Source organism: Streptomyces sp. NPDC104106 (genome assembly GCF_055584345.1).
Genome location: NZ_JBVJMF010000002.1, coordinates 514,570 through 535,700, shown reverse-complemented (window position 1 = coordinate 535,700; position 21,131 = coordinate 514,570). Strand labels below are relative to the sequence as shown.

General features: G+C 70.2%; 20 protein-coding genes and 1 pseudogene. 10 read left to right on the top strand and 11 right to left on the bottom strand.

The window, feature by feature from the left end; all coding sequences use genetic code 11:
* Positions 1–474, bottom strand: a complete 474-nt coding sequence (locus ACZ60X_RS06300) for a YcxB family protein (RefSeq protein ID WP_469593939.1) — start codon at positions 472–474, stop codon at positions 1–3.
* Positions 475–832: 358 nt separating this feature from the next.
* Here ACZ60X_RS06300 and ACZ60X_RS06295 point away from each other — a divergent pair, with 358 nt between their 5' ends.
* Positions 833–1,036: a cold-shock protein gene (locus ACZ60X_RS06295; protein ID WP_469593936.1), complete on the top strand. Its 204-nt coding sequence runs from the start codon at positions 833–835 to the stop codon at positions 1,034–1,036.
* Here ACZ60X_RS06295 and ACZ60X_RS06290 read toward each other — a convergent pair.
* The 3 genes from ACZ60X_RS06290 to ACZ60X_RS06280 all read right to left on the bottom strand — a co-directional run bounded on the left by ACZ60X_RS06290 (position 958) and on the right by ACZ60X_RS06280 (position 3,113).
* Positions 958–1,911, bottom strand: a complete 954-nt coding sequence (locus ACZ60X_RS06290; RefSeq protein ID WP_469593934.1) for a class IV adenylate cyclase — start codon at positions 1,909–1,911, stop codon at positions 958–960. The two genes, ACZ60X_RS06295 and ACZ60X_RS06290, sit on opposite strands and share 79 nt — an antisense overlap.
* Before the next feature lie 367 nt (positions 1,912–2,278).
* The gene (locus ACZ60X_RS06285; protein WP_469593932.1) at positions 2,279–2,569 is read right to left on the bottom strand and encodes a hypothetical protein; all 291 of its coding nucleotides are present in this window, start codon (positions 2,567–2,569) and stop codon (positions 2,279–2,281) included.
* A gap of 253 nt (positions 2,570–2,822) precedes the next feature.
* Positions 2,823–3,113: an AI-2E family transporter gene (locus ACZ60X_RS06280; protein WP_469593929.1), complete on the bottom strand. Its 291-nt coding sequence runs from the start codon at positions 3,111–3,113 to the stop codon at positions 2,823–2,825.
* A 624-nt stretch (positions 3,114–3,737) separates the two neighbouring features.
* On the opposite strand from ACZ60X_RS06280, the gene ACZ60X_RS06275 reads away from it, so the two are divergent.
* Positions 3,738–4,730: a diacylglycerol/lipid kinase family protein gene (locus ACZ60X_RS06275; protein WP_469593927.1), complete on the top strand. Its 993-nt coding sequence runs from the start codon at positions 3,738–3,740 to the stop codon at positions 4,728–4,730.
* Between the two features lie 29 nt (positions 4,731–4,759).
* On the opposite strand, the gene ACZ60X_RS06270 is transcribed toward ACZ60X_RS06275, so the two are convergent.
* The 5 genes from ACZ60X_RS06270 to ACZ60X_RS06250 all read right to left on the bottom strand — a co-directional run bounded on the left by ACZ60X_RS06270 (position 4,760) and on the right by ACZ60X_RS06250 (position 9,561).
* Positions 4,760–5,437 (bottom strand): HdeD family acid-resistance protein, encoded by a 678-nt coding sequence (locus ACZ60X_RS06270; protein WP_469593924.1) that lies wholly within the window; start codon positions 5,435–5,437, stop codon positions 4,760–4,762.
* Positions 5,438–5,537: 100 nt separating this feature from the next.
* Entirely contained in the window at positions 5,538–6,584 is a 1,047-nt protein-coding gene (locus tag ACZ60X_RS06265) for an NAD(P)-dependent alcohol dehydrogenase (RefSeq protein WP_469593922.1), read from the bottom strand.
* A gap of 23 nt (positions 6,585–6,607) precedes the next feature.
* On the bottom strand, positions 6,608–7,882 hold the full coding sequence (locus tag ACZ60X_RS06260) for a cytochrome P450 (RefSeq protein ID WP_469593920.1): 1,275 nt from the start codon (positions 7,880–7,882) through the stop codon (positions 6,608–6,610).
* 60 nt (positions 7,883–7,942) lie between these two features.
* Positions 7,943–9,346 (bottom strand): NAD(P)/FAD-dependent oxidoreductase, encoded by a 1,404-nt coding sequence (locus tag ACZ60X_RS06255; RefSeq protein WP_469593917.1) that lies wholly within the window; start codon positions 9,344–9,346, stop codon positions 7,943–7,945.
* Positions 9,343–9,561, bottom strand: coding sequence for a ferredoxin (locus tag ACZ60X_RS06250; protein WP_228622888.1), 219 nt, complete (start codon positions 9,559–9,561; stop codon positions 9,343–9,345). The genes ACZ60X_RS06255 and ACZ60X_RS06250 overlap by 4 nt, the downstream gene beginning before the upstream one ends.
* Before the next feature lie 724 nt (positions 9,562–10,285).
* On the opposite strand from ACZ60X_RS06250, the gene ACZ60X_RS06245 reads away from it, so the two are divergent.
* On the top strand, positions 10,286–10,657 hold the full coding sequence (locus ACZ60X_RS06245) for a hypothetical protein (protein ID WP_469593914.1): 372 nt from the start codon (positions 10,286–10,288) through the stop codon (positions 10,655–10,657).
* A 450-nt stretch (positions 10,658–11,107) separates the two neighbouring features.
* Positions 11,108–11,476 carry an RsbRD N-terminal domain-containing protein gene (locus tag ACZ60X_RS06240; RefSeq protein ID WP_469593912.1) on the top strand — a complete coding sequence of 123 codons (369 nt, stop codon included), beginning with the start codon at positions 11,108–11,110 and terminating at the stop codon, positions 11,474–11,476.
* Between the two features lie 51 nt (positions 11,477–11,527).
* Here the strand turns inward: ACZ60X_RS06240 and ACZ60X_RS06235 are convergent, their stop codons facing one another.
* Positions 11,528–12,181 (bottom strand): TetR/AcrR family transcriptional regulator, encoded by a 654-nt coding sequence (locus ACZ60X_RS06235; RefSeq protein WP_469593910.1) that lies wholly within the window; start codon positions 12,179–12,181, stop codon positions 11,528–11,530.
* Positions 12,182–12,345: 164 nt separating this feature from the next.
* On the opposite strand from ACZ60X_RS06235, the gene ACZ60X_RS06230 reads away from it, so the two are divergent.
* A complete protein-coding gene (locus tag ACZ60X_RS06230; protein WP_469593908.1) occupies positions 12,346–12,729 on the top strand; it encodes a hypothetical protein in 384 nt (127 codons plus the stop codon).
* Positions 12,730–12,771: 42 nt separating this feature from the next.
* Positions 12,772–13,812 (top strand): annotated as a pseudogene (locus tag ACZ60X_RS06225) (zinc-binding dehydrogenase); the annotation flags it as partial.
* A 737-nt stretch (positions 13,813–14,549) separates the two neighbouring features.
* Here the strand turns inward: ACZ60X_RS06225 and ACZ60X_RS06220 are convergent.
* Complete coding sequence (locus tag ACZ60X_RS06220) at positions 14,550–15,185, bottom strand: TetR/AcrR family transcriptional regulator (protein ID WP_469593907.1); 636 nt, start codon at positions 15,183–15,185, stop codon at positions 14,550–14,552.
* 138 nt (positions 15,186–15,323) lie between these two features.
* Here ACZ60X_RS06220 and ACZ60X_RS06215 point away from each other — a divergent pair, with 138 nt between their 5' ends.
* The 4 genes from ACZ60X_RS06215 to ACZ60X_RS06200 are packed head-to-tail and all read left to right on the top strand — an operon-like array spanning position 15,324 to position 21,103.
* Positions 15,324–16,469, top strand: coding sequence for a VOC family protein (locus tag ACZ60X_RS06215; protein ID WP_469593905.1), 1,146 nt, complete (start codon positions 15,324–15,326; stop codon positions 16,467–16,469).
* Positions 16,466–17,440, top strand: coding sequence for a fumarylacetoacetate hydrolase family protein (locus ACZ60X_RS06210; protein ID WP_469593901.1), 975 nt, complete (start codon positions 16,466–16,468; stop codon positions 17,438–17,440). The genes ACZ60X_RS06215 and ACZ60X_RS06210 overlap by 4 nt, the downstream gene beginning before the upstream one ends.
* On the top strand, positions 17,437–19,053 hold the full coding sequence (mhpA, locus tag ACZ60X_RS06205; protein ID WP_469593898.1) for a bifunctional 3-(3-hydroxy-phenyl)propionate/3-hydroxycinnamic acid hydroxylase MhpA: 1,617 nt from the start codon (positions 17,437–17,439) through the stop codon (positions 19,051–19,053). Before ACZ60X_RS06210 ends, mhpA begins: the two co-directional genes overlap by 4 nt.
* A 16-nt stretch (positions 19,054–19,069) precedes the next feature.
* The gene (locus tag ACZ60X_RS06200; protein ID WP_469593895.1) at positions 19,070–21,103 is read left to right on the top strand and encodes an acetoacetate--CoA ligase; all 2,034 of its coding nucleotides are present in this window, start codon (positions 19,070–19,072) and stop codon (positions 21,101–21,103) included.
* Positions 21,104–21,131 lie beyond the last annotated feature (28 nt).

The following is a 21,131-nucleotide window of genomic DNA, read 5'->3' as shown; positions in this document are numbered from 1 at the left end:
TCAGCTGGCGTAGTTGGGCTGCGCGGACAGAAAGGCACTCACTTCTGCGACCTCGGCCGACTCGAAAGCTCGCTTCGGAACTGGGACAACCATCCGCTTCGTGACGTAGAAAAGGAAGAACTCCGGAGTCTCGGCCAGCTTGACGAAGCGATGCCACGCCACTTCGGACGCACTACCCGGCTTCCTGAAGACGGCCTTGTCCTCGTTCAAGTCAACTTCCATCGGTCCAGGGGATCGGAGCAATGCTTTCGCGATGGACCGCTTCACACGCACGGTGAGTAGCAGAGGAAAGAGGACGCCGTATGTGACCGCGGCAACCCCGAAGGGGATCTGTCCAAGCGCGAGGTAAGCTACGCCGCCGGCCAGCACAACCATGGAGCACGTCCACGCCACGCGCCGTCTTGCACGCAGGCCAGCCTTCACGCCGCGATAGCTCTCGTCGGCGTTCTGCTCGTAGGTGGTGGTGACCTTCATGAGCCCTCCCCAGTTGATCACGCGGCAGCGCATCATCTCAGTGCAGCGGGCCCGGCCGGCACCCGCACCCCCCAACCGCACAGGGGATGCGGTTCGACCGCCTTGACCTGCTGATTTCACGGGCTGCTGCACGTGTGCGGCACATCAGGGTGTCGCGCCACGATGAGCGGAACCGTGTGGCCGAGCGCCGCCAGCCGGTGTAGCGTCGTGACCAGCAGTCGTGGTTCCGAAGTCCCGTTCGCCCGTGATCGCATCGCGGGCGTTTTTGCTGTTCAACGCCTCTCCGGACCAGGGCGATCACCTCCGGGTCCCGCACAGTGCGGAACCCGATACGAGTCCCCTTGAAGGAGACAGGCACATGGCTCAGGGCACTGTGAAGTGGTTCAACGCGGAGAAGGGCTTCGGCTTCATCGAGCAGGACGGCGGCGGCCCGGACGTCTTCGCCCACTACTCGAACATCGCCACCCAGGGCTACCGCGAGCTTCAGGAAGGCCAGAAGGTCGAGTTCGACGTCACGCAGGGCCAGAAGGGCCCGCAGGCAGAGAACATCCGCCCCCTGTAACACCGACGCAGAAGAAGCCCCAGCCGACGGGTACATCCCGGCTGGGGCTTCTTCGTTCCCGCCCACCGGGTTGTGCCTGGAGTGCGTCCGGTGGGCGGGGTCTGTTGCGGCCGTCCCCGTCGGGGGGAGGGCGAGGACGGCCGCGTCTCCAGCACTGGCCCGATCGCCGTCGGGGGGCCGCTGCAGTCCAACCGCTCCCGGCAGGGTGGCGTCGCGGCCGGGAACGGGAACCGTCGGGACTTGGGCGGGATGACGAAGCCACGCACCCCGGCGGGCTGCGACTCGAAGACGCTGGTCGACGCCTCACCTGCGTAGCCGAGCGCAAGGTCGCGGTACGGCAGGTCGACGGTGGGCAACCCCATCACGTCGAGTTCCTTCTCTACCTGCTCCAGCCTCGCGGCTGCTGCGGCAGCATCCCTGCTCATCACCTCGGTCTCCACGAAGGCACCCACGCCGGCCGGCACGTCGATGCTGACCGTCACGTCCGGGTGCAGCGGATGCCGGTACGCCGTCCGCTTCTTCTCCACACGGACCAGCAGCCGCATGCCGATGCACTCCAGCAGCCTGTCAGCCATCGCGGCCTGCTCCCCGCCGGAAAGCAGCACGTTCGTCTCCGGCTTCGAGATCACGCCGCTGGCGCTGCTCGTCGCCGCAGTCGACGCCGGCTTGTACGTCACCTCGGCGAAGCCGTCCCGCCGGCGGACCCGCAGGCACTCCACCGTCTCCATGTAGTCGACGTCCGGTCGGCTGTAGTACGTGTCGACCTCGGTCACCGGCTCGGCCGCGGCCCAACCTGAGCCGACCAGCAGCCCCGCCAGGCCCGCGCCGTCGTCGAGCAGCTGGCGCTTGCGCTCCACCTCGATCTGTCCGGTCACCCTGGTCATCCTCCTGAGTTGATCGCCGAGTACACGCGGGTCCGAGCTGCCCTTGCTGCACCACTGCTGAGGAACCCGCATTCCCCGCCCCGTGAGTCGGCCACGGGAACGTTCGAGAAGAGCACCATCTGCTTGGCGTCCTTCAGCGGGTTGGGGAGCGCTCGCCGAAGGTACCGGTTGTAGTAGGCCCGGTCCCTGCGGATCACGTCCGCCGCGGTGACGGGCATCAGCACCGTACGCTCTTCCCGCGCCGCCTCCGTCGACGCTCCTGAGGCCGGCAGCGACCGGAAATGGTGAGCCGGTCGACGATTGCGGTGGTCTACGCCCGGCCAGGCGAGGGCGGGTGGACCGTGCGATGAGGCAACGCTCAGGGACTGGCAAGTCGCCTCATCACCACAGCTGCGGCCACTGTGGCGAAGAGCAGGGCCGGCCAACGTCCCGTGCGCTGAACCACGCCGAACGGTTCGTCCGCACCCGTGCCATAGCCGTGCCTGTCCGAATGCCGGCACGTGCGTCTCATGTCGTCCGGGAGGTCGGCCACCAGTTCCCGCACGGGGCAGCCGTGGACGTCGGCGGCGGGAAACCCCGCCAGATCCTCTGCTCCCCGGTCCACCACCACGCCTCGATCGTCGAGCACCGCGGCTGCCAAGCCGTCCAAGGCGGACACCCTGCCGCCGGGACGGGCACCGGAGGCGCTCATCGCTGCTCAGGCAGCGCCGGCCGAGGCGGCGTTTTCACCGTTCACACCGAAGCGGCCGACCCCTGCGGTGGGCGCAGAGTGAGCGCCTGTCGCTGTGGTCGCGGCACCGCGGATGAACTTCAGGGCGGGCGTACTCAGTCCGGTGGCGAACGCGCGGATCCGTGCCTGATGCCGCTGGACGTACTGCAGAGCGTGCGTCCGCTGAAGCAAGTTACCGACCGGCCTGGGCGTCCCTGATCATGGCGGGCAGACGACCGGCGAGCCGGCTTCCCTCCTGGGCCAGGGGGATGACGAAAAGGGCGACCGCGCCGACGGCCACGGCAGTAGCCAGGAAGACCAGCAAGGTCGCCACCGACCGTCGGCATCGCGGCACCCGTCGCTGCAGCGCCTCGACCGCCGGATGAAGGGAGACGGCCAACAACAGCGCGATGACCGCCCAGATCAAGACCCGACGAGCATGGACCACCAGCTCGAGTACGAGTACGACGTAGGTGGCGAGCACCAGGCCGATGGTGGCGAGGACGGTTCGCGCGACGCCATGGGCACCGGGCGCCCGGCCCCAGTCACCGGAAACGGGTGAGCTCCTCGTCCGTGAGCCCTGGTGCCCTGCGCTCTCGCCGCGGTCCCCCTCTGCCACTGGCGGCGGCAAGTCGGCGGCCCAGCGACCGGTGCCAGCGCCGCCCAGCCGTACGCGGCCACGTCGGCGGCGATCCATGCAGACGGGGTGGAGGCATGCGCCGGCTGTGTCCGCCTACCCCTATGGCGGCTGGCGACGGTCACGTCCCGGGCATCGCCCCCTCCGACCACGGCGCACGCGGGTTGCGGGAACGGTGTCGGCCAAGCGGTGATGGAGGCGCTGCGTAGACCGGTCCGCGGGGCGGTGGGCTTTCACGGCGATGACGGGGCCACGCCCGTCCCAGGTGCGGATGCCCAGACCGAGCTGCAGGCTGGTGCCGCAAGCCGTAACTGCCGAAGGAAGTGTCATGGTGACGCTGGCCGCAGGTGCAATCGCAGGACCGTCGGCCCGGTGGGAGACGGCGCCGTCAGCCGCAGGCGTGATCGCTACAGTCCTGCTGTCGCCGGTGATGTGCGCCGAGCTGATGCGTGCGACCTGGCGGTACGTGTCATGAGCGAGAGCGCGTCGCGGCCGGCGACCGGCGCGCGGCGGCCCTACCTGATCGTGAATCCGCGTTCGGGGGGAGGGAAAGCCGGCCGCTTCCGGATCGTGGAACGAGCCCGGGCGTTCGGAGCTCAGGTTTTCCTGATCGATCCTTCCCTGCGCCAGGACCTGGCGGCTGTCGCCCGACGCGCGGTGGATGACGGTGCGGATCTGCTGGGGGTGGCCGGCGGAGACGGCACGCAGGCGCTTGTCGCCGCGGTGGCCGCGGAGAGCGGCCTGCCTTTCGTCGTCGTTCCGGCGGGTACCCGCAACCACTTCGCGATGGATCTCGGCCTGGACCGTGACGACCCTTCGGTCGCACTGGAGGCCCTCTCAGACGGCGTCGAGTTGCGCGTGGATCTCGGGTACGCGGGCGACCGGGTGTTCGTCAACAACGTGTCGTTCGGAGCGTATGCCGCTCTGGTGCAGGATCCGGCCTATCGGGAGGACAAGATCGGCACGACGGTGCGGATCCTCCCGGAGTTCCTGGCCCGCCACGAGGGTCCGGAGCTGGTGGTACGCGCAGGACTGTTCACGGTGGACCGGCCGGATGCCGTGCTGGTGAGCAACAACCCCTACCAGGTCGACGACCCGGCCGGACTCGGCAGGCGGGCGCAGCTCGACTCCGGGCTCCTGGGAGTACTGGCCGCCAGGGCGGAGACGCCGGCAGAGACGGCCGCCAGGCTGCGAAGCGGGCAGACGCATGGCCTGACCCGTCTCGCGACACCCGACGACGTCGTCATCCACGCCGACGCCCCGGTCGTCCCCGTCGGGCTCGACGGCGAAGCCGTCACCCTGCCTACTCCCGTACGGTGCCGGATCAGTCCCGGGACGCTACGGGTATGGGTTCCCCACCATCGACCGGGCGCCGTGCCCACCGGATGGCGGCCGCCGGGACGGGCCGTCGTCCGGCGGGCGGCCTCACGTGTCGGCCGGTCTCATGGCCGTCACACCGACTGACCCGAACGCCGCTCACCGCTTCCAGCCGGTCAGTGCTGGGGGTGCGGACGCCCGTGGAACAGAGGACGCCGCTGGGTGGCCGTGCCCGAAGCGAGATGACCGATCTCGACGCGCGTCCTGATGGCACGGACCAGTTCGGTCAGGCCCAGAATGATGGCCATGACGCCCACCACCAGGGTGAGTGCCGCGATCGAGGCGAACGGCATGACAACCATCACGATGCCGGCCAGAGCTCCGATGATCCCGAAGGCGACGTGCCAGCCGCGCCCCGGCATGGCCGGGGCCGAGGCCGCCGCGACCGTCTCCGTGGTGCCGCGCAGCAGCCAGCTGAAGCCGATCCACAGGGCGAGCAGCAGGATCGACTCAAGGGTGCCCCGGAAGCAGATCAGTCCCAGCAGGATGGAGGCCGCGCCGGTGATGAAGTGCAGCACGCGAAGGTGCCGTGGGACGTGGGTGCCGAAGGCGGCGGCGAGTTGGGAGACACCGGTGACCAGTAGGTAGACACCGAAGAGAATGCCGACGACGCGCAGCGTCGCGCCCGGCCAGACCAGGGCGATGACGCCCAGGGCGATGGTGGCGAGGCCCATCGTGAGCAGGATCTGCCAGCCCATGTTCGCCAGGGCGACCATGCCTTCTGCCACGGGCCTCTCTTCTGGCTCGGTGCCGCGCGGGGGAACGGGGCCCGCGGAATCGGTGGGGGATGTCATGGCGCCTGCCTCCTTCTTGGAGCAGCGTTGTCGCGTCAGTGCATGTCCGTCGTCACCCGACCACGCCGCATGTGCGTGTCGGTCGCGTTGGCGTCGGTACTCATGCGTGGGGGGTGATGACGGCGCGTCCTTGGATCTTGCCGTCGTGCAGGAGCTGGTACGCCTCGGCGGCGCGTTCCAATGGGAAGTGCTCGACCAGCATCCTGATCTTTTCCTGCTGGGCCAGGGTGATCACTTCCATCAGTTCGGGGAGGGTGCCCCAGTAGGGCGAGGTGACCGAGCACTCGTGCGGCGGGCTGGTGAAGTTGACGGGCACGGCTCCGCCGCCGAGGCCGACGATGGTCAGGTGGCCGAGCACCCTGGCCACCTGAGCAGCCATCCGCAGAGTCGGGTCTATCCCGACCATGTCCAGCACGAGCTCAGCGCCCAGCTGTCCCGTCAGGTCCTTGATGCGCGTGATCGCCTCGTCGCCCGAGGGAAGCGCCTCGTCGGCTCCCATCTGCTTGGCGGTTTTCAGCTTGCCCGTGTCGGTGTCCACGGCGACGACAGTGGTCGCCGTGGTGAGCGCGCGCACGATCTGGATGGTCATCTGCCCCAGACCGCCCGCCCCGATCACGACCGCGGTCGACCCCGGCCCCAGCAGGTGCAGCGACCGTTTGACGGCGTGGTAGCTGGTCAGTCCGGCGTCGCTGAGCGGGGCGGCCTGGCGGGGGTCGAGGGTGCCGAGCGGAATCAGGTAGCGCGGCGCCGGGACGAGCAGGTACTCGGCCATTCCGCCGTCGTGACCGCCGCCAAGGCCGGGGCCCTGACCGCCGAGGTTCTGGCAGTAGTTCTCCAGGCCCTGGCGGCAGTTGGCACACACCCCGCAGCCCCAGCAGCCGTAGACGATCACAGGGTCCCCGGGCGTGAACCCGGTGACGCCCGCTCCCTGCCGTTCCACCCATCCCGCGTTCTCGTGGCCGAGGGTGAAGGGCAGTTCGGTGACGAGCCCGGGTGGTGGCCCGGGTGCCTCCATGATGTGCAGATCGGAGTGGCACGCACCGGCACCCGCGACCTTCACCAGGACCTGCCCCGCGCCGGGCTCGGGTACCGGCACCTCGCGCAGCTCCGGCGGATGCCGCCACCCGACCAGTTGAAAAGCCCGCATAGCGATTCCTCACACACACGCGCTCAGTCACGGATGCCGTCGATGTCGACCAGGACGTGCCGCGGGCCGCGGAAGATCTGGTTGTGCCGGTACGGCGGCGGGTCCTCGACGAGCCGGGGGTTCTGCACCCGGCGGACGAACTCGCCGACCGCGACCTGGACCTCGAGTCGGGCGAGCGGGGCGCCGAAGCAGAAGTGGATGCCCTGGCTGAACCCGAGGTGCTGGTTGTCGGAGCGTTCGAGGTCGAGTTCGTCGGGGTCGGTGAACCGTTCCGGGTCGCGGTTCGCCGAGCCGTACGCCAGGAAGATCGGTGCTCCCTTGGGGATGGTGGTGCCGGCGATGTCGATGTCTTCCAGGGCGGAGCGGGTGTGCCAGAACTGCACCGACGACTCGAAGCGCAGCAGCTCCTCCACTCCGGGCACGATCAGCTCGGGCCGGCGGCGCAGCTTCTCCAGCGCGTCGGGGTGCCGCAGCAGGGTGAGCACGCTGTGGGCGATCAGGTTGACCGTGGTCTCATGCCCCGCGAAGATCAGGAGCAGGGCGTTGCTCGCGAGGACGCCCCTGGACATCCGTCCTTCCGGGCCGTCCTCGTTGACCAAGGCGGAGAGCATGCCAGGGCCGGGCTGGTCGGCGTACCGGTCGAGCAGCTCGGCTGCGAACTGCCCGAACTCCTGCACGGCCTGCCGCGCCCCGGCCTGGCGGCTCCGGATCTCTTCGGAGGCGGCTTCGGGGCCGAAGTCCAGGGCGTCCAGGGCCGTTTCGATCCAGTGGTGGAAGCGTGGCTCGTCCTCCAGTGGCACGCCCAGGACCTTGCAGATCACCGTCACCGGCAGGGGGTAGGCGAAGTCGTCGACGGCGTCGATCCGGGTCTTGCCCCGCATGCCGTCCAGGAGGCCGTCCACGAGACGGCGGATGTCGGGTTCCAGGTCGGAGATCAGGTGAGGCGCGTGAGGCGGGCCGGCGAAGTGCGGCATCATCGTCCGGCGGCCCCTATCGTGCTCGGGGGGATCCTGGGTGATGATGTTCGGCTCCAAGGAGACGACCGCCTCCGTGATCGGCTCGGCCTCCGCCTCCGCCGCTCCCTCGGCCGGGGTGGCGGCCGGAACGGGGCACTTGCGTGGATCCGAACTGACCCGGGGGTCGTGGAGCAGCGTGACGATCTCCCGGTAGGTGCTGACGACATAGGTTCCGTCCGGCTGCCGCGCCACCGGTGTCTTGCGCAGTTCCTCGTAGAAGGGGTACGGGTCGGCGCGGTTGGCGTAGCGCAGGGCCTGCTGCCAGGGGGTTTCCTCGACCACGAGGCTCCCCTCCTTCTTCCTGTCGGTGCTGTCCGCTCATCCGCCCGGTCGGCGGTCGGGTCAGCGATGTCGCGGCCGGAACTCGGCCGTCCGCTCGCTCGGGGCGTGGCCGGTCAGGACGACGTCGGGGATCGCCGTCGGGACCCTCGGGTCCGGGAACTCGGCCGGCATCGGCTTGGCGTCGGGCGGTTGGTCCCATCCCGGAGGGGGAGGCGGGAACGGACCGGACTGCTCGATCAGCTTCCCGTAGTACTCCAGCCACTTGCCGTGATCGAAGGTGACGGCCGCGACGATGCGGCCCCGGTGGCCGTAGGCGGCGGCGAAACGGCGCTCCTCCACGGATCCCTGGGTGAAGACGATCTCGTCGCCGAAAGGCGGCACCCCGACGGACTTGATGTTCACGCCGAACTGACCGGACCAGAAGCCGGGCAGCAGCAGATGCGGGCGGTAGTGGGGTTCGAGGTTCACCATGTTGTGGGCCGCGGCCTCCGCGCCGAGCACCGCGTTGTCCCAGTGCTCCATCGCCAGGAACTGGTACTCGTAGAGCACATGCGGCGCACGCGCCACATCCCCCGCCACGAAGATGCTGTCGGTGACCACGCCGTTGATGTCGAAGGCCCGTCCGCCGGCGTCGCATCCGACGCCCCAGAAACCGGCCGCCAGTCCGGAGCCTTCCAGCCATTCCACGTTGCGGATCGACCCCAGCGACGCCACCACCACATCGGCGTCGACGGTCGAACCGTCCGAAAGCCGAGCACGCCGCACGTGCCCGCCGGAGTCGCCCTCCAGCGACGACACGCCCAGCCCGCAGCGCAGGTCCACGCCGTGATCGCGCTGCAGCTGCGCGGCGATCTCCCCGATCACCCCGCCGAGCGCGCCGACCAGCGGCGCCGAACCCCGCTCGACGACGGTCACCGGGATGTCCAGTTCCCGGCAGACAGAGGCCACTTCCGAGCCGATGAACCCGGCGCCGATGACCAGGACCCGCGACGGCGGCTCGGCCAGCTCCTTCTGCAGCTGCTCCGCATCATCGCGCGAGCGAATCGTGTGGACCCCGTGCAGGGCGGCCTCGGCCGGGTTGGGCCACTGCCGCGCGCGGGTGCCCGTGGCGATCAGCAACCGGTCGTACGGGACCTGCTCACCGTCGGCCAGACGCACCTGCTTGGCGGCCCGGTCCAGCCCGATGGCAGCCACCCCGAGTCGCCAGTCGGCATCCACTTCCCGCATGCGGGGCAGCTTGGTGTGGTCGGCCGGCACCCAGCCCTTGAGCACCTGCTTGGACAGCGGCGGACGGTCATACGGCCCGTACGGCTCGTCCCCGACGATGGTCAGAGAACCGGTGAAGCCCTCCTCGCGCAGGGTCTCCGCGGCCCGCAGCCCGGCCAGAGAGGCACCCACGATGACGATCCGGCCGCTGGCCCGGAACTCGCGCACCAGCTCCGCGACCGTTGCCCGCAAGGTCATGACGTCTCGCCCCGCTCCGCGCCGTCCAAGCGGTCGATCACGATCGCCTGCACCGGGCACGCAGCAGCGGCTCGCTCGACCTGCAGGCGCCGCGCGTCATCGGGGTTCGGCTCATAGGTGAGCGCCTCCTGACCGTTCAATCTGAAGACCTCGTGCGCCAGATACACGCACTGTGCGTATCCCTGGCAGCGATTCAGGTCCACGACGATCCGCATGGGCAGACTCCTTCCGCTCTGCCGACCGCCCCACGGCGGCGACCACCGACACGGTCATGCGGCTGTGGCGGAGTTCAGGCCGTCTGCCAGGTGAGCCGACCGCGGGTGTTCTACCCGTCAGCCTGGAACACCGGCTGAGCAGGTCCGGTCTTATTCGCTGTGCCGCCGCTTCACGGGTGACGTCTGTCGGAGTGTCGCAGCGCGAAGGGCGCGTCCCTCCTCCCATGGCGCCGGCATTCAAGGCTTGGCCCGGCCGTAGCGCCCCTAGGAAAATGCTCGCGCCGCCTTCCGACGATCGCAAACCGCCGTTCGGGGCCCAGCACGTCTCGATGACGGGGCAGCGTGTGAGGTCGACAACGGTCCGCATCTCCACCACTTCTTCCTCCGTTCCTCGCCGGCATGGGCCAGAGCTGAGTCCCTGCATGGCTTGTGATCGAGAGCTGGTATTCGGGCCGGCAGGGTGCGGGGGAAGGAGCTGAACTCCCGGCAATGACGCCCCAGTTGCTGAGAAGCGTTCAGGTGCGTCTCCTTGACCAGGTGGTCCGGGTGACCCGAGTCGCTGTCAGCACCTCCCCATTTCCATACGCCGTATGGTTATCCTGGCAGGGCGATTCCATACAGCGTATGGAACTGCTTGACGGACAACGTCACACAACGCCAGGCGCCTCTCATCGCCTGCAAAAGCAGCCGTTGGTGCGGATCGCACCAACCGGAAGGAAAGATCATGAAGAAGCTCACGAAGCGGATCGCTGTCGCCGTTTCCTCCGTGGCGGTCGCGGGTGTCGCCGTTGTCGGTGCCGGGGGCACCGCTTCGGCCGCGACTCCCGCCTCTGTGCACGTCCAGCGGTCGGCCGAGGTCAACCTGACCGACTACCGCTGGGACCACGGCGCGGGTTACCTGATCGAGCAGGGCTACTGCTGGGACGGACAGCGTGGCTGGCACAACGACGACCATGTGCACAGCCGCGACGGTCGCTGCTACCGCTGGGACGACGAGCGGCGCGGGTGGAAGTCCGACAGGTCCTACCGGCTCGACTGGAACCGCTACGAGAGCGACGGCCGGGGCCGCGACTCCGCGGCCGACCCGCCCCGGTGAGACCAGCCGCCATGCGGCAACCCGCTACCTGCGTCGCATCGCCCACCTTCCCGCGCTCCGTAGCTCGCCGCTCATCGGCAGGCTCTGCCGCAGGGACGGAGCGGTCAGCCGGAGTGCTGGCCGAGCCTGCTGAACTGCTCGACTCATGGACTCCTACTGGGACGGGCGGCTGCCCGATGAACAGTTCTCGCTTGGGTGAGCGGCATCAACGCCGACCGTGCGCACGCTGGGCCCCGCTCCCCGAACCCTGACGGGCTGTACACGCCGGTGCAGCGTAACGTCGTCTTGTGGACTTCCCTGCGGACAGTCTCGTCTCTCGTGCCGCGCGTGAGGTCAGCCTGCGGGCAGACCAGTTGATCCATGACGTCGAGCGGTGCCTGCAGCGTGGAGTCCCCGAGGTCTGGGAAGACCCCGACGCAGCCCGCATGACGGCAGAGAACGTCACCGAACATGTTCTCGCGGCGTTGGCCGGCCTGGTACACGGCATCGAGCCGGACCAGATCGAAACGCCGGCCGCCGACCCGGACCGCGCGCCGACTTGCTCGGCACGGGACACCCGTCAGCGTGATATTGCGGTCCTTCCGGCTGGGGCAAGGTGTCATGCTCGACCGGCTACTCGTGGAGATGCCCCGGCTGACCGACGACGCCGAATTCATCAGTGCGGCGACGCGGAAGCTGATCGCGACGATGGCCGGGTACGTCGATCGCATGTCGGAACAGGGCGTGGCCGTCTACCAGCGGGAACGGGAACGGCGGCTGCAGTGGCGGCTCTCGATGGTGAACGAGGCGGGCAGGCGCATCGGCAATGTCGCAGCCTGATATCGCCCGCCTGCGGGCCCGCCTCAGGCGCAGCGCCTCAGGCTGAGTGGCTCAATGGCCGGCGTGCCGGCCGTCACGACCGGCGGTGAGGCGGCCTTCCAGGCCCGCGATCAGCGTGTCCATCACGAGACGGAACATGTGGTCCTGGTCAGGGCCTTCAGGGGCCGCACTCGTAGAGCCAGGGCCTGCGTCCGCGGCCCCGTCTTCGTCGGCCTCAGGGTCATGGGACTTGAGGGTCGACCACTGGTGGAGCGAGCCGTTGAGTTCCGCGGTGAGGGCACCGATGACGACGGCGACCACCAGCGCGGCGATCTCCGAGACCTCTGACTGCGGCACACCGGCAGCCGCCACGATGGCGGTGAGGGCGGTCCAGAACGGGTCCTCGGGCTGGATGAAGTCCGGCTGGTGGCTGAACGAGTACGCCAGCAGCTTGGGGTGACGGCGCGCCAGGGTCCGGAAGTCCGTGGCGAGCAGGCGGATCCGCTCCTGCCAGGGAGCGTCCTCCAGTGTCACGGTGCGGAACTGCGCTCCGATCATTCTCGTGACGCCGCGCAGCACGGCTTCCTTGTTCGGCACGTGGTGGTACAGCGACATCGGGTTCGCGTCGAGCGCGGTGGCGAGTTTGCGCATGGTGAGCGCCTCGACCCCGTCGGCGTCGATGAGCCGCAGGGCGGCGGCGTAGATCCCGGCCTCGGTCAGAGGCACGTCCCTCTTCCTCGTTCCCCGCGGGGGACGCCTCACCTTCTTTTCCATACCTCGTACGGTATCAATTCCATACGGCGTATGTTTCCGTCCGGCGCCACGGCATCGACCTGCGCAGCGCGCCCTTGCCCTCCACCCCCTCCACCCCCTCCGCAGAGGAGCAAGACATGACCGTCGTCTACGGCTACGTCCGCGTGCCCTCCCCGACGTTCGCCCCGCCCGCCGACCCCGCCACACCGCTGATCCTCATCGGCCCCGGCACCGGCATCGCACCGCTGCGCGGCTTCCTGGAGGAGCGGGCGACACAGCACGCGAACGGCACCCAGGTGGGCCTGTCCCAGGTGTTCGTCGGCTGCCGCCACCCGGAGCACGACTACTTCGTACAAGCAGGAGATCCAGGACTGGGAGCAGGCCGGCATCGCCCAGATCCACACCGCCTTCTCCGCGGTGACCGGCCACCCGGCCCGGTTCGTGCAGAACGCCATCGCCCATGCCGCCGACACGGTGTGGCAGGCCATCGAGGACGGCGCGTACATCTACGTCTGCGGTGACGGCCGCCGCATGGCCCCCGCCGTCCGCGAGGCACTCGCGCCATCCACCGCCAGAAGACCGGCAGCGACGACGAGAGGGCCCAGTTCCACCTGGACAGCAAGAAGTTCGCCGTGGAGGAAGTCCCCATCCCCGTGCCGGGGCCGGGCGAGGTCCTCACCGAGGTCAAGGCCGCCGGCGTCTGCCTCTCCGACGTCCACCTGCTCGACGGCTCCCTCGTCCCGCTGTTCGCCACCTCCGACACCATCACCGTCGGCCACGAGGTCTCCGGTGTCATCCACACGCTCGGCCCCGACCTCAAGCGCGGCCTGCCCGTCGGCACCCGCGTCACCCTGGAGGCCGGCAAGACCTGCGGCACGTGCGCCGGATGCGTGCGCCACCGCCCCTGCACCCAGATGCTCACCGCCGGCATCGACTACGACGGCGGCTGGGCCGAGTACGTCATCGCCCGTGAGGACACCCTCATCCCCATCCCCGACAGCCTCCCCTTCGACCAGGCCGCGATCATCCCCGACGCGGTCTCCACCCCCTACGCCGCAGTCGTCTCCACCGCGGGCGTCCGTGCCGCCCAGTCCGTCGGCGTCTGGGCCGTGGGCGGAGTCGGCGCGCACAACGTACGTCTCGCCCGCCTGGTCGGCGCCGCGCCGATCATCACGGTCGACCCGCTGCCCAGCGCTCGCGAGCGTGCCCTGGCCTTCGGCGCGGAGCTCGCGCTCGACCCGGCAGCCCCCGACTTCGCCGACCAGGTCCGCGCAGCCACCGGCGGACGCGGCCTGGACTTCGCCTTCGACTGCGCCGGCGTCCCCGCCGTCCGCGACCAGGCCGCCTCCGTGCTCGGCCTGGGCGGCTCCCTGATCCTGGTGGGCATCACGCCCCGGCCACTGACCATCACCGAGGGACTGACCTTCAACTACCTGCAGAAGCAGGTGCGCGGCCACTACGGCGGCTTCCCCGAGTCCGTCTCCGAGCTGGTGCAGCTGACCGCGGCCGGACGGCTCGACCTGGCCCCCTCCATCCCCGACCACATCCCGCTCGTCGAGGCCGCCGACGCCGTCCACCGACTGGAGAACAAGATCGGCGAGCCCCGGGCCGCGCACCGCAGCTCGGCGACGCTCGCGCGAACCGTCAACGCATCCTCGCCACCGCTCGGCGGAAACTGCGGGACGACCCCGACGCAAGTCTCGACAGCGTCGCTGTGGCGGCCGGCCTCGCGCGGCGCACCTTCTACGGGCACTTCCCCAACCGGCATGCGCTCATCACCGAGTTGACGCAGGAAGCAGCCCAGGCACTTCGACAAGCGTTCGCCGCAATGGGGCTGCCTCCTCACCGCGCGCGTGGCTTCCGTACGGCCGGATCTGATGGCCGCTTCCGTGCGCGTCACCCGTTTTCTGAGGCGGGAGAGCAGCCACTGGACGCCGATCCAGAAGCCAGCCGAGGTCGCCGCCGCCCTCGAGGAGCACTGGAGCAGCTCTCGGGGGTGACCGGCGCGTCCAGCAACAGCGCCCGTGGGTGCACGCCGGGCGGTGCTGGCTCCATGCCGCCCGACACCCGAGGGGTCCCGCACCGCCGTGCGTCCCGCCGAGCGGGGCGGGCGCTCATCAAGACGGCCGGAGCCTCGCTGCGGCGACGCCATGTCCCGTCGGACTGGCGATAACGCCGCGGAGCTTGGCCAATGACACCGCCACGGGTCGCAAGCCTGGGCCGCCACGTGTCATCGGTGTCCACGACATCGTGGATCGCCGACGCCCCGGCCGGCAGGGCAACGGTGCCGTAGCACGGGACCCACCCGACTTGGCCGGCGGCGGCGCACCAATCCGGACCCTCAGACGAGATCGGGCAGCGGGCGCCGGGTGACCTCGTGCGCGTCCTCCGGCGGGAGCCCGAGCATGCGCAGGACCATCTCCGCCAGGTCGGAGGCGGCCTCGTCGCCGTCGAGGTCGGGGCGGGCCAGCCTCAACGCCACCAGCGACAGCAGGGTGCCGCCCAGGGCGGACAGGGCGGTGGTGGGGTCGGCAGCGGTGAAGCGGCCCGAGGCGATGCCGCGTTCCAGATCGCGACGTGCTCGTGGCGACAGGCCACCCTCGGAGTGGATGTGGGCCAGGCCGCGGTCGCGCAGGATCCGCATGAGTTCGGGGTGGGAGTCGGCCATCCGGGCGGAGAGCCGGAAACCCGCCGCAACCAGCTCGGCGGGGTCCTCGATCCCTTGGACACGCTCGTCGATGACCTGGCCGAACTCCTCCAGGGCGTCCGCCACGGCGGCGTCGAACAGCTCCGTCTTGGACTCGAAGTGGTTGTAGAAGGAGCCGAAACCGACATCCGCGCGCTCGGCGATGGCCTGGATGCTGGCGCTGGTGTCCCCGGTCTCCGCGAGGATCTGCCGGGCCGCACGGATGAGGGCCTGACGGGTCTCGGCGCGGCGCCGTTCGAAGCGGTTCTTGGGTGGGGCTGACGTCGGCATACAACCGAGTGTAGCGGCCGTTCCGATGGCGCCCGCATCACTGATGTTTCCATCAAATATATGGGCCTGCTCTATTGACGGTGGGCAACGGCAAAGTTGATGATTTCCTCATTACGGCAGTGTTGCTTGGAGGGCACCATGTCCCACACCCCCGTTAACAGGGCCGATCTCCAGACGCCCCATCAAGATCTCCACAGTGAGCTTGGCGCCCTGCGCGGTGAGCATCCCGGCCGGTCCCGGAACCCCGTCATCAAGGTGGCGGACCTGGCCTGGCTGGAGTTCGAGAAGCCGGACCTGGACCGGGCCGAGGTGTTCGCCCGGGACTTCGGGTTCGCGATCGCCGCCCGCACCGAGCGGGAGCTGTGGCTGCGCGGTACCTTCGCGGGCTCACCGTGCATGGTCATCCGGCGCGGGCAGGCTTCCCGCTTCGTCGGGCCTGCGTTCCGCGCGGCTGAACGGGCCGATCTGGACCGGCTTGCCCGCACGACCGGCAGTGACGTCCGGGACATCGACGTACCCGGCGGCGGACAGTCCGTCACTCTGCTCGATCCCTCCGGCTTCCCGGTGGGGGTCGTGCACTGCGCCGAGCAGCTGCCCGCTCTGCCCGAGCAGCAGCCGCTGATCCTCAACACCGGCGCCGAGCGCCGTCGTACGAACGCCACCCAGCGGCCGCCCCGCGAGCCGTCGCGTATCCAGCGGCTCGGTCACGTGGTGCTGGAGACGCGGGTCTTCCTGCGGGCCCTGGACTGGTATCTGGACACCCTCGGGATGATCGTGTCCGACTTCCTGTTCCTGGACGGGCAGCGCGGGCGCGGGCCGACGATGGCGTTCATCCGCTGCGACCAGGGCAGCCTGCCTGTGGACCACCACACCCTCGCCCTGCACCTGGGGCCCGGTACCGGATACGTCCACTCCGCCTACCAGGTCACCGACCTCGACTCGATCGCCGCCGGCGGCGAGTACCTGGCCGAGCGCGGCTACCGGCGCAGCTGGGGCATCGGCCGGCACATCCAGGGCAGCCAGCTCTTCGACTACTGGCGCGACCCCGACCGCTTCATGCTGGAGCACTTCGCCGACGGCGACCTGTTCTCCTGCGACCTCGAACCCGGCTGGGCGCCGATGTCCGCGAGCGGCCTCGCCCAGTGGGGCCCGCCGGTCACGCGTGACTTCCTGGGCGCGAGCCCGTCCCCGTCCAAGCTGCGCGAGGTCATGAGGGCCCTGCGCGACGACAACGAACTCGACCCCGCACGCCTGCTGGGCCTGATGAAAGCGATGAGCTCATGAGCACCAACGTTCTGCGCACCACTGGGGGCACCTCCCGCTCGAGCGGAGCCGAGAGTGGGGGAGGCTGGTGGGTCGTCCGCGACGAGCGCGCCGTCCGTATCGAGACCAAGGCCGTCACCACCGCCGAACTGCTCGCTGACCGGGACGCCGTCCGTGAGGCCGCCGCCTCCGGCGAGAGCGGCACGCCGGTCGCCGACCTGGTGGCGCTGCCCCCGGTGACCACCCCGTGCCGGGTGGTGGCCCAGATGGTCAACTACCGCAGCCACGCCAAGGATTCCGGCTTCACCGGCGACATCCCGCCCACCTTCTTCCGCAAGGCGTCCGGCTCGGTCAGCGGCCCGCACGACACGATCGTCCGCCCGGCACACGTCAACTTCCTCGACTACGAGGTGGAAATCGGCCTCGTCATGGGCGCGCCCCTGCCCGTAGGCACCGTCGTGGAGGAGCAGGACCTGCCGCGCTTCGTCGCCGGGCTGGTCCTCACCAACGACGTCAGCGCACGCGACGTCCAGCTGACCAAGACCCAGTTCTACGAGAGCAAGTCCTACCCGACCTTCACGCCGACCGGGCCCTACCTCGCCCTGCTGGAGCCCGACGACTTCACCCACCTGCTGAACCTGCGACTGCGGCTGTCCGTCAACGGTGTACCGCGCCAGGACCGCACCCTCGCCGACATGATCGTACGGCCCGCCCAGGCGCTCACCCTGCTCGCCCGCTTCCAGACTCTCGACCCGGGCGACCTGCTGCTGACCGGCACACCCGGCGGCACCGCGCTGAAGGCTCCGCCCGCACCGGTCGCGAAGATCAGCGCGCTGCTGCCGCCCGCGGTCAGGTGGAAGGCGTTCTTCAAGGGTCAGGCCAAGAACCCGCTGTACCTGCACGCCGGTGACGTCGTCACCGCCACGATCGCCACCCCGGACGGGCGGATCGACCTCGGCGAGCAGCGCAACCCTGTGGCGGACGCAAGGTGAGCGCCGCAGCCGCCCGCAGACCGGTAGTGATCATCGGCGCGGGGCCCGTGGGGGTCACCGCCGCGCTCCTGCTCGCCCAGCGCGGAGTGCCCAGCGTCCTCCTGGAACGCCACAGCGACATCTACCCCCTGCCGCGAGCCGTCGTCGTGGACGACGAGGTCCGCCGGATCCTGCAGAGCGTCGGCGTTCACGAGGAGTTCGCCGCCGTGGCGCGCCCGGCACCGGGCCTGCGGCTGCTGGACCCCCGGCGCCGCGTGATCGCCGAGTTCCCGCGCTCCCTGCACGGCCACCACGGCTTCCCGCAGACCAGCATGTTCGACCAGCCCGAGCTGGAACGCCTGCTGCGTGCCGCCCTCAAGCGCCGCCCCGAGTGCGAGTTGTGGGGCGGGGTGGAGGTCGTGTCGGTCACCCAGGACACCGGCGGATCACACGCTCCGACGGGTCCGGTCCGGGTCACCTTCCGCCGTGACAGCGGCGACGAGGAGGAGCATCTGTGGGCCGATGCCGTCCTCGGCTGCGACGGAGCGGGCAGCATCACCCGTGACGCCATCGACGCCGTATGGGAAGACCTGCACTTCGAGGAGAGCTGGAGGGTCATCGATGTCCGCACCAGCCTTCCGGTGCGCACCTGGGAAGGCGCCGAGCAGGTCTGCTGCCCCACCCGGCCGGCCACGTTCATGCGCGTCGGAGAGGACCGTTACCGCTGGGAGTTCCGGATGGCCGAGGGCGAGCCCCTGGACGGCCCGCAGGGGCTGGAACGCCTGCGCGAGCTGGTCGCCCCCTGGGTGGACCTGCCGTCTGACGGGTCGCAGGACGATGACTTCGAGGTGATCCGGCAGGCGCAGTACACCTTCCGCGCCCGCCTCGCCGACCGCTGGCGCCGCGGACGCGTCTTCCTGCTCGGCGACGCCGCCCACCTCACCCCGCCCTTCATCGGGCAGGGCCTGTGTGCGGGCCTGCGCGACGCCCGCAACCTCACCTGGAAACTCGCCCACGTCCTCCAGAAGGGCGCAGACGAACGCCTGCTGGACACCTACGAGCAGGAGCGCAAGCCGCACGCCCGCCACGTGATCCGTCTCGCGGTCGCCGTCGGCTGGGCCATGACCGGCGGACAGGACCGGGGAGCGGCGCTCCGCCGGACCGTCGTGGGCGCGGCCTGCCGCATTCCCGGCGTGACCGCGACGGTCAGCCGCGACCTCAGCCCCGCCCTGACCGCCGGCCCACTCGTACGGCGCCGCCCCCGGCTGACCGGGCGCTCACTGGCCGCCACCTTCTGCCCTCAGCCCTGGGTCCTGCGGGGCGGCAGGCGCGTGCGCCTCGACGACGTCCTCGGCGACTCCTTCACCGTCCTGACCGCCGTACCGCCGACCGCGCAGATGACGGGCGTGGCCACGGCACTGGGCGCGCCCACGGTCCACGTCGGTGACCTGGGCGACGACGGCACCTTGGCCGCCTGGCTGGCCCGCGGCCGCGCCGACGCCGTCCTGTTGCGCCCCGACCGCGTCGTACTGGACACCGTCCCCACAGGCACCGGCGACTTCACCGGCACCGCATCCTGGGCCTCGTTGCTGCACACGGCCCGCCGCCCCGCCGAAGCCCGGCCCGCACCCTGACGAGGAACACCACACCATGACCACCCCGCACTCCACGCCGTGTCCGGAGCCCTTCCTGCCGCCCGACCCACGAGCGGCCGCCGGCAGCCGCATCGCGGACTTCGCCCGCTGGGCCGCCCGACACCAGGGCGCCGAAGGGATTCCGGACCCGACCGACTACCAGGCCCTGCACCACTGGTCCGTCACGGACCTGGAAGGATTCTGGGCCGCGGTGTGGGAGTACTTCGACATCGACGCCACCACTCCGTACGAGCGGGTGCTGGCCGACGAGACCATGCCGGGTGCGCGCTGGTTCCCAGGCGCCTCCCTCAACTACGCCCACCACGCGCTGCGCCACCTGGACCCGGAGGCGCCCGCGATCACCGCGCTGGACGAGACCGGAGCCGCCTACGAGATCACGGGCCGGGAGCTGCGCGCCCAGGTCGCGTCCGTCGCGGCCACCCTGCGCGACCTGGGCGTCGGACCGGGCGACCGGGTGGTCGGCTACCTGCCCAACACCCCCCACGCCGTCATCGCCTTCCTCGCCACCGCCAGCCTCGGCGCGGTGTGGTCCGTGTGCGGCCAGGACTACGCACCCCAGGCCGCCGCCGACCGCTTCGCCCAGCTCGAACCCACGGTGCTCATCACCGCGGACGGCTACCTCTTCAACGGCACCCGCCACGACCGTCGCGCCGCCTCCCTCGACGTCGCCGCCGCCCTTCCCACGCTCAAGGCCACGGTCCTCGTGGACCACCTGGGCCTTGCGCGGCCCGCGGCCCGGGCCGCGAGGCTGACCGTTCCCTGGGAGGACGCGGCCGGCCGCACCGAGTACCTCACCATCACCCCGGTGCCGTTCGACCACCCGCTGTGGATCGTCTTCTCCTCCGGCACCACCGGCCTGCCCAAAGGCATCGTCCACGGGCACGGCGGCGTCCTGCTGGAACACCTCAAGATCCTCGGCCTGCACTGCGACCTGGGCGTCGGAGACCGCCTGCTGTGGTACACCACCACCCACTGGATGATGTGGAACCTGGTCGTCTCCACCCTGCTGACCGGTGCCGCCACCTGCACCTACGACGGCAGCCCCGCGCCGGTGGCGCGCCCGGACGTCCTGTGGGAGCTGGCGGCGCGCCACAAGGTCACCGTCTTCGGCACCAGTCCCCAGTACCTGCTGGCCATGGCGAAGCTCGGCGTCGACCCCGCCGTGCACGACCTTTCGGCGATCCGCGTCATCGGCTGCACCGGCTCCGCCCTGCCCGCCTCCGCCTACCCCTGGGTCCGCGACCGCGTCGGCGCAGACGTCCAGCTGGCCTCCACCAGCGGCGGCACGGACGTCGTCTCCGGCTTCGCCGGCAGCGCCCCCACCACCCCGGTGTGGGCGGGCGAACTGTCGGCTCCCAACCTCGGCGTGGCGCTCACGGCGTACGACGGCGCGGGACGGCCGGTCGTCGACCAAGTCGGCGAACTGGTCGTCACCCGGCCCATGCCGTCGATGCCGCTGTACTTCTGGAACGACCCTGACGGCAGCCGCTACCGCGACGCCTACTTCAGCGCCTACCCGGGCGTGTGGCGGCACGGCGACTGGATTACCCTCACCTCCCACGGCTCAGTGATCGTGCACGGCCGCTCCGACGCCACCCTCAACCGCAACGGCGTACGCCTGGGCAGCGCCGACATCCACGACATCGTCGAACACCTCCCCGAGATCACCGAGGCCCTCGTCATCGGTGCGGAGGAACCCGACGGCGGCTACTGGATGCCGCTCTTCGTGGTCCTCGCCGACAGGGTCGGCCTGGACGAGTCACTGCGCGAGAAGATCCGCGACGCGATCCGCACCGGCGCCTCCCCCCGCCACGTCCCCGACGAGATCCTCGCCGTGCCGGCCATCCCGCACACGAAGACCGGCAAGAAGCTCGAGGTCCCGGTCAAACGCCTCCTCCAGGGCGCACCCGCCGACCAGGTCCTCAACCCCGCGGCGGTCGACAACCCCGACCTGATCGCCTACTTCGCCCGGTTGGGCGCCGAACGCCGCCAGGCCCGCCGCCCGCACACCCCCGAAGGCGTCTCGTGATCCTCTCCGCCTCGCTGACCTGTCTCAT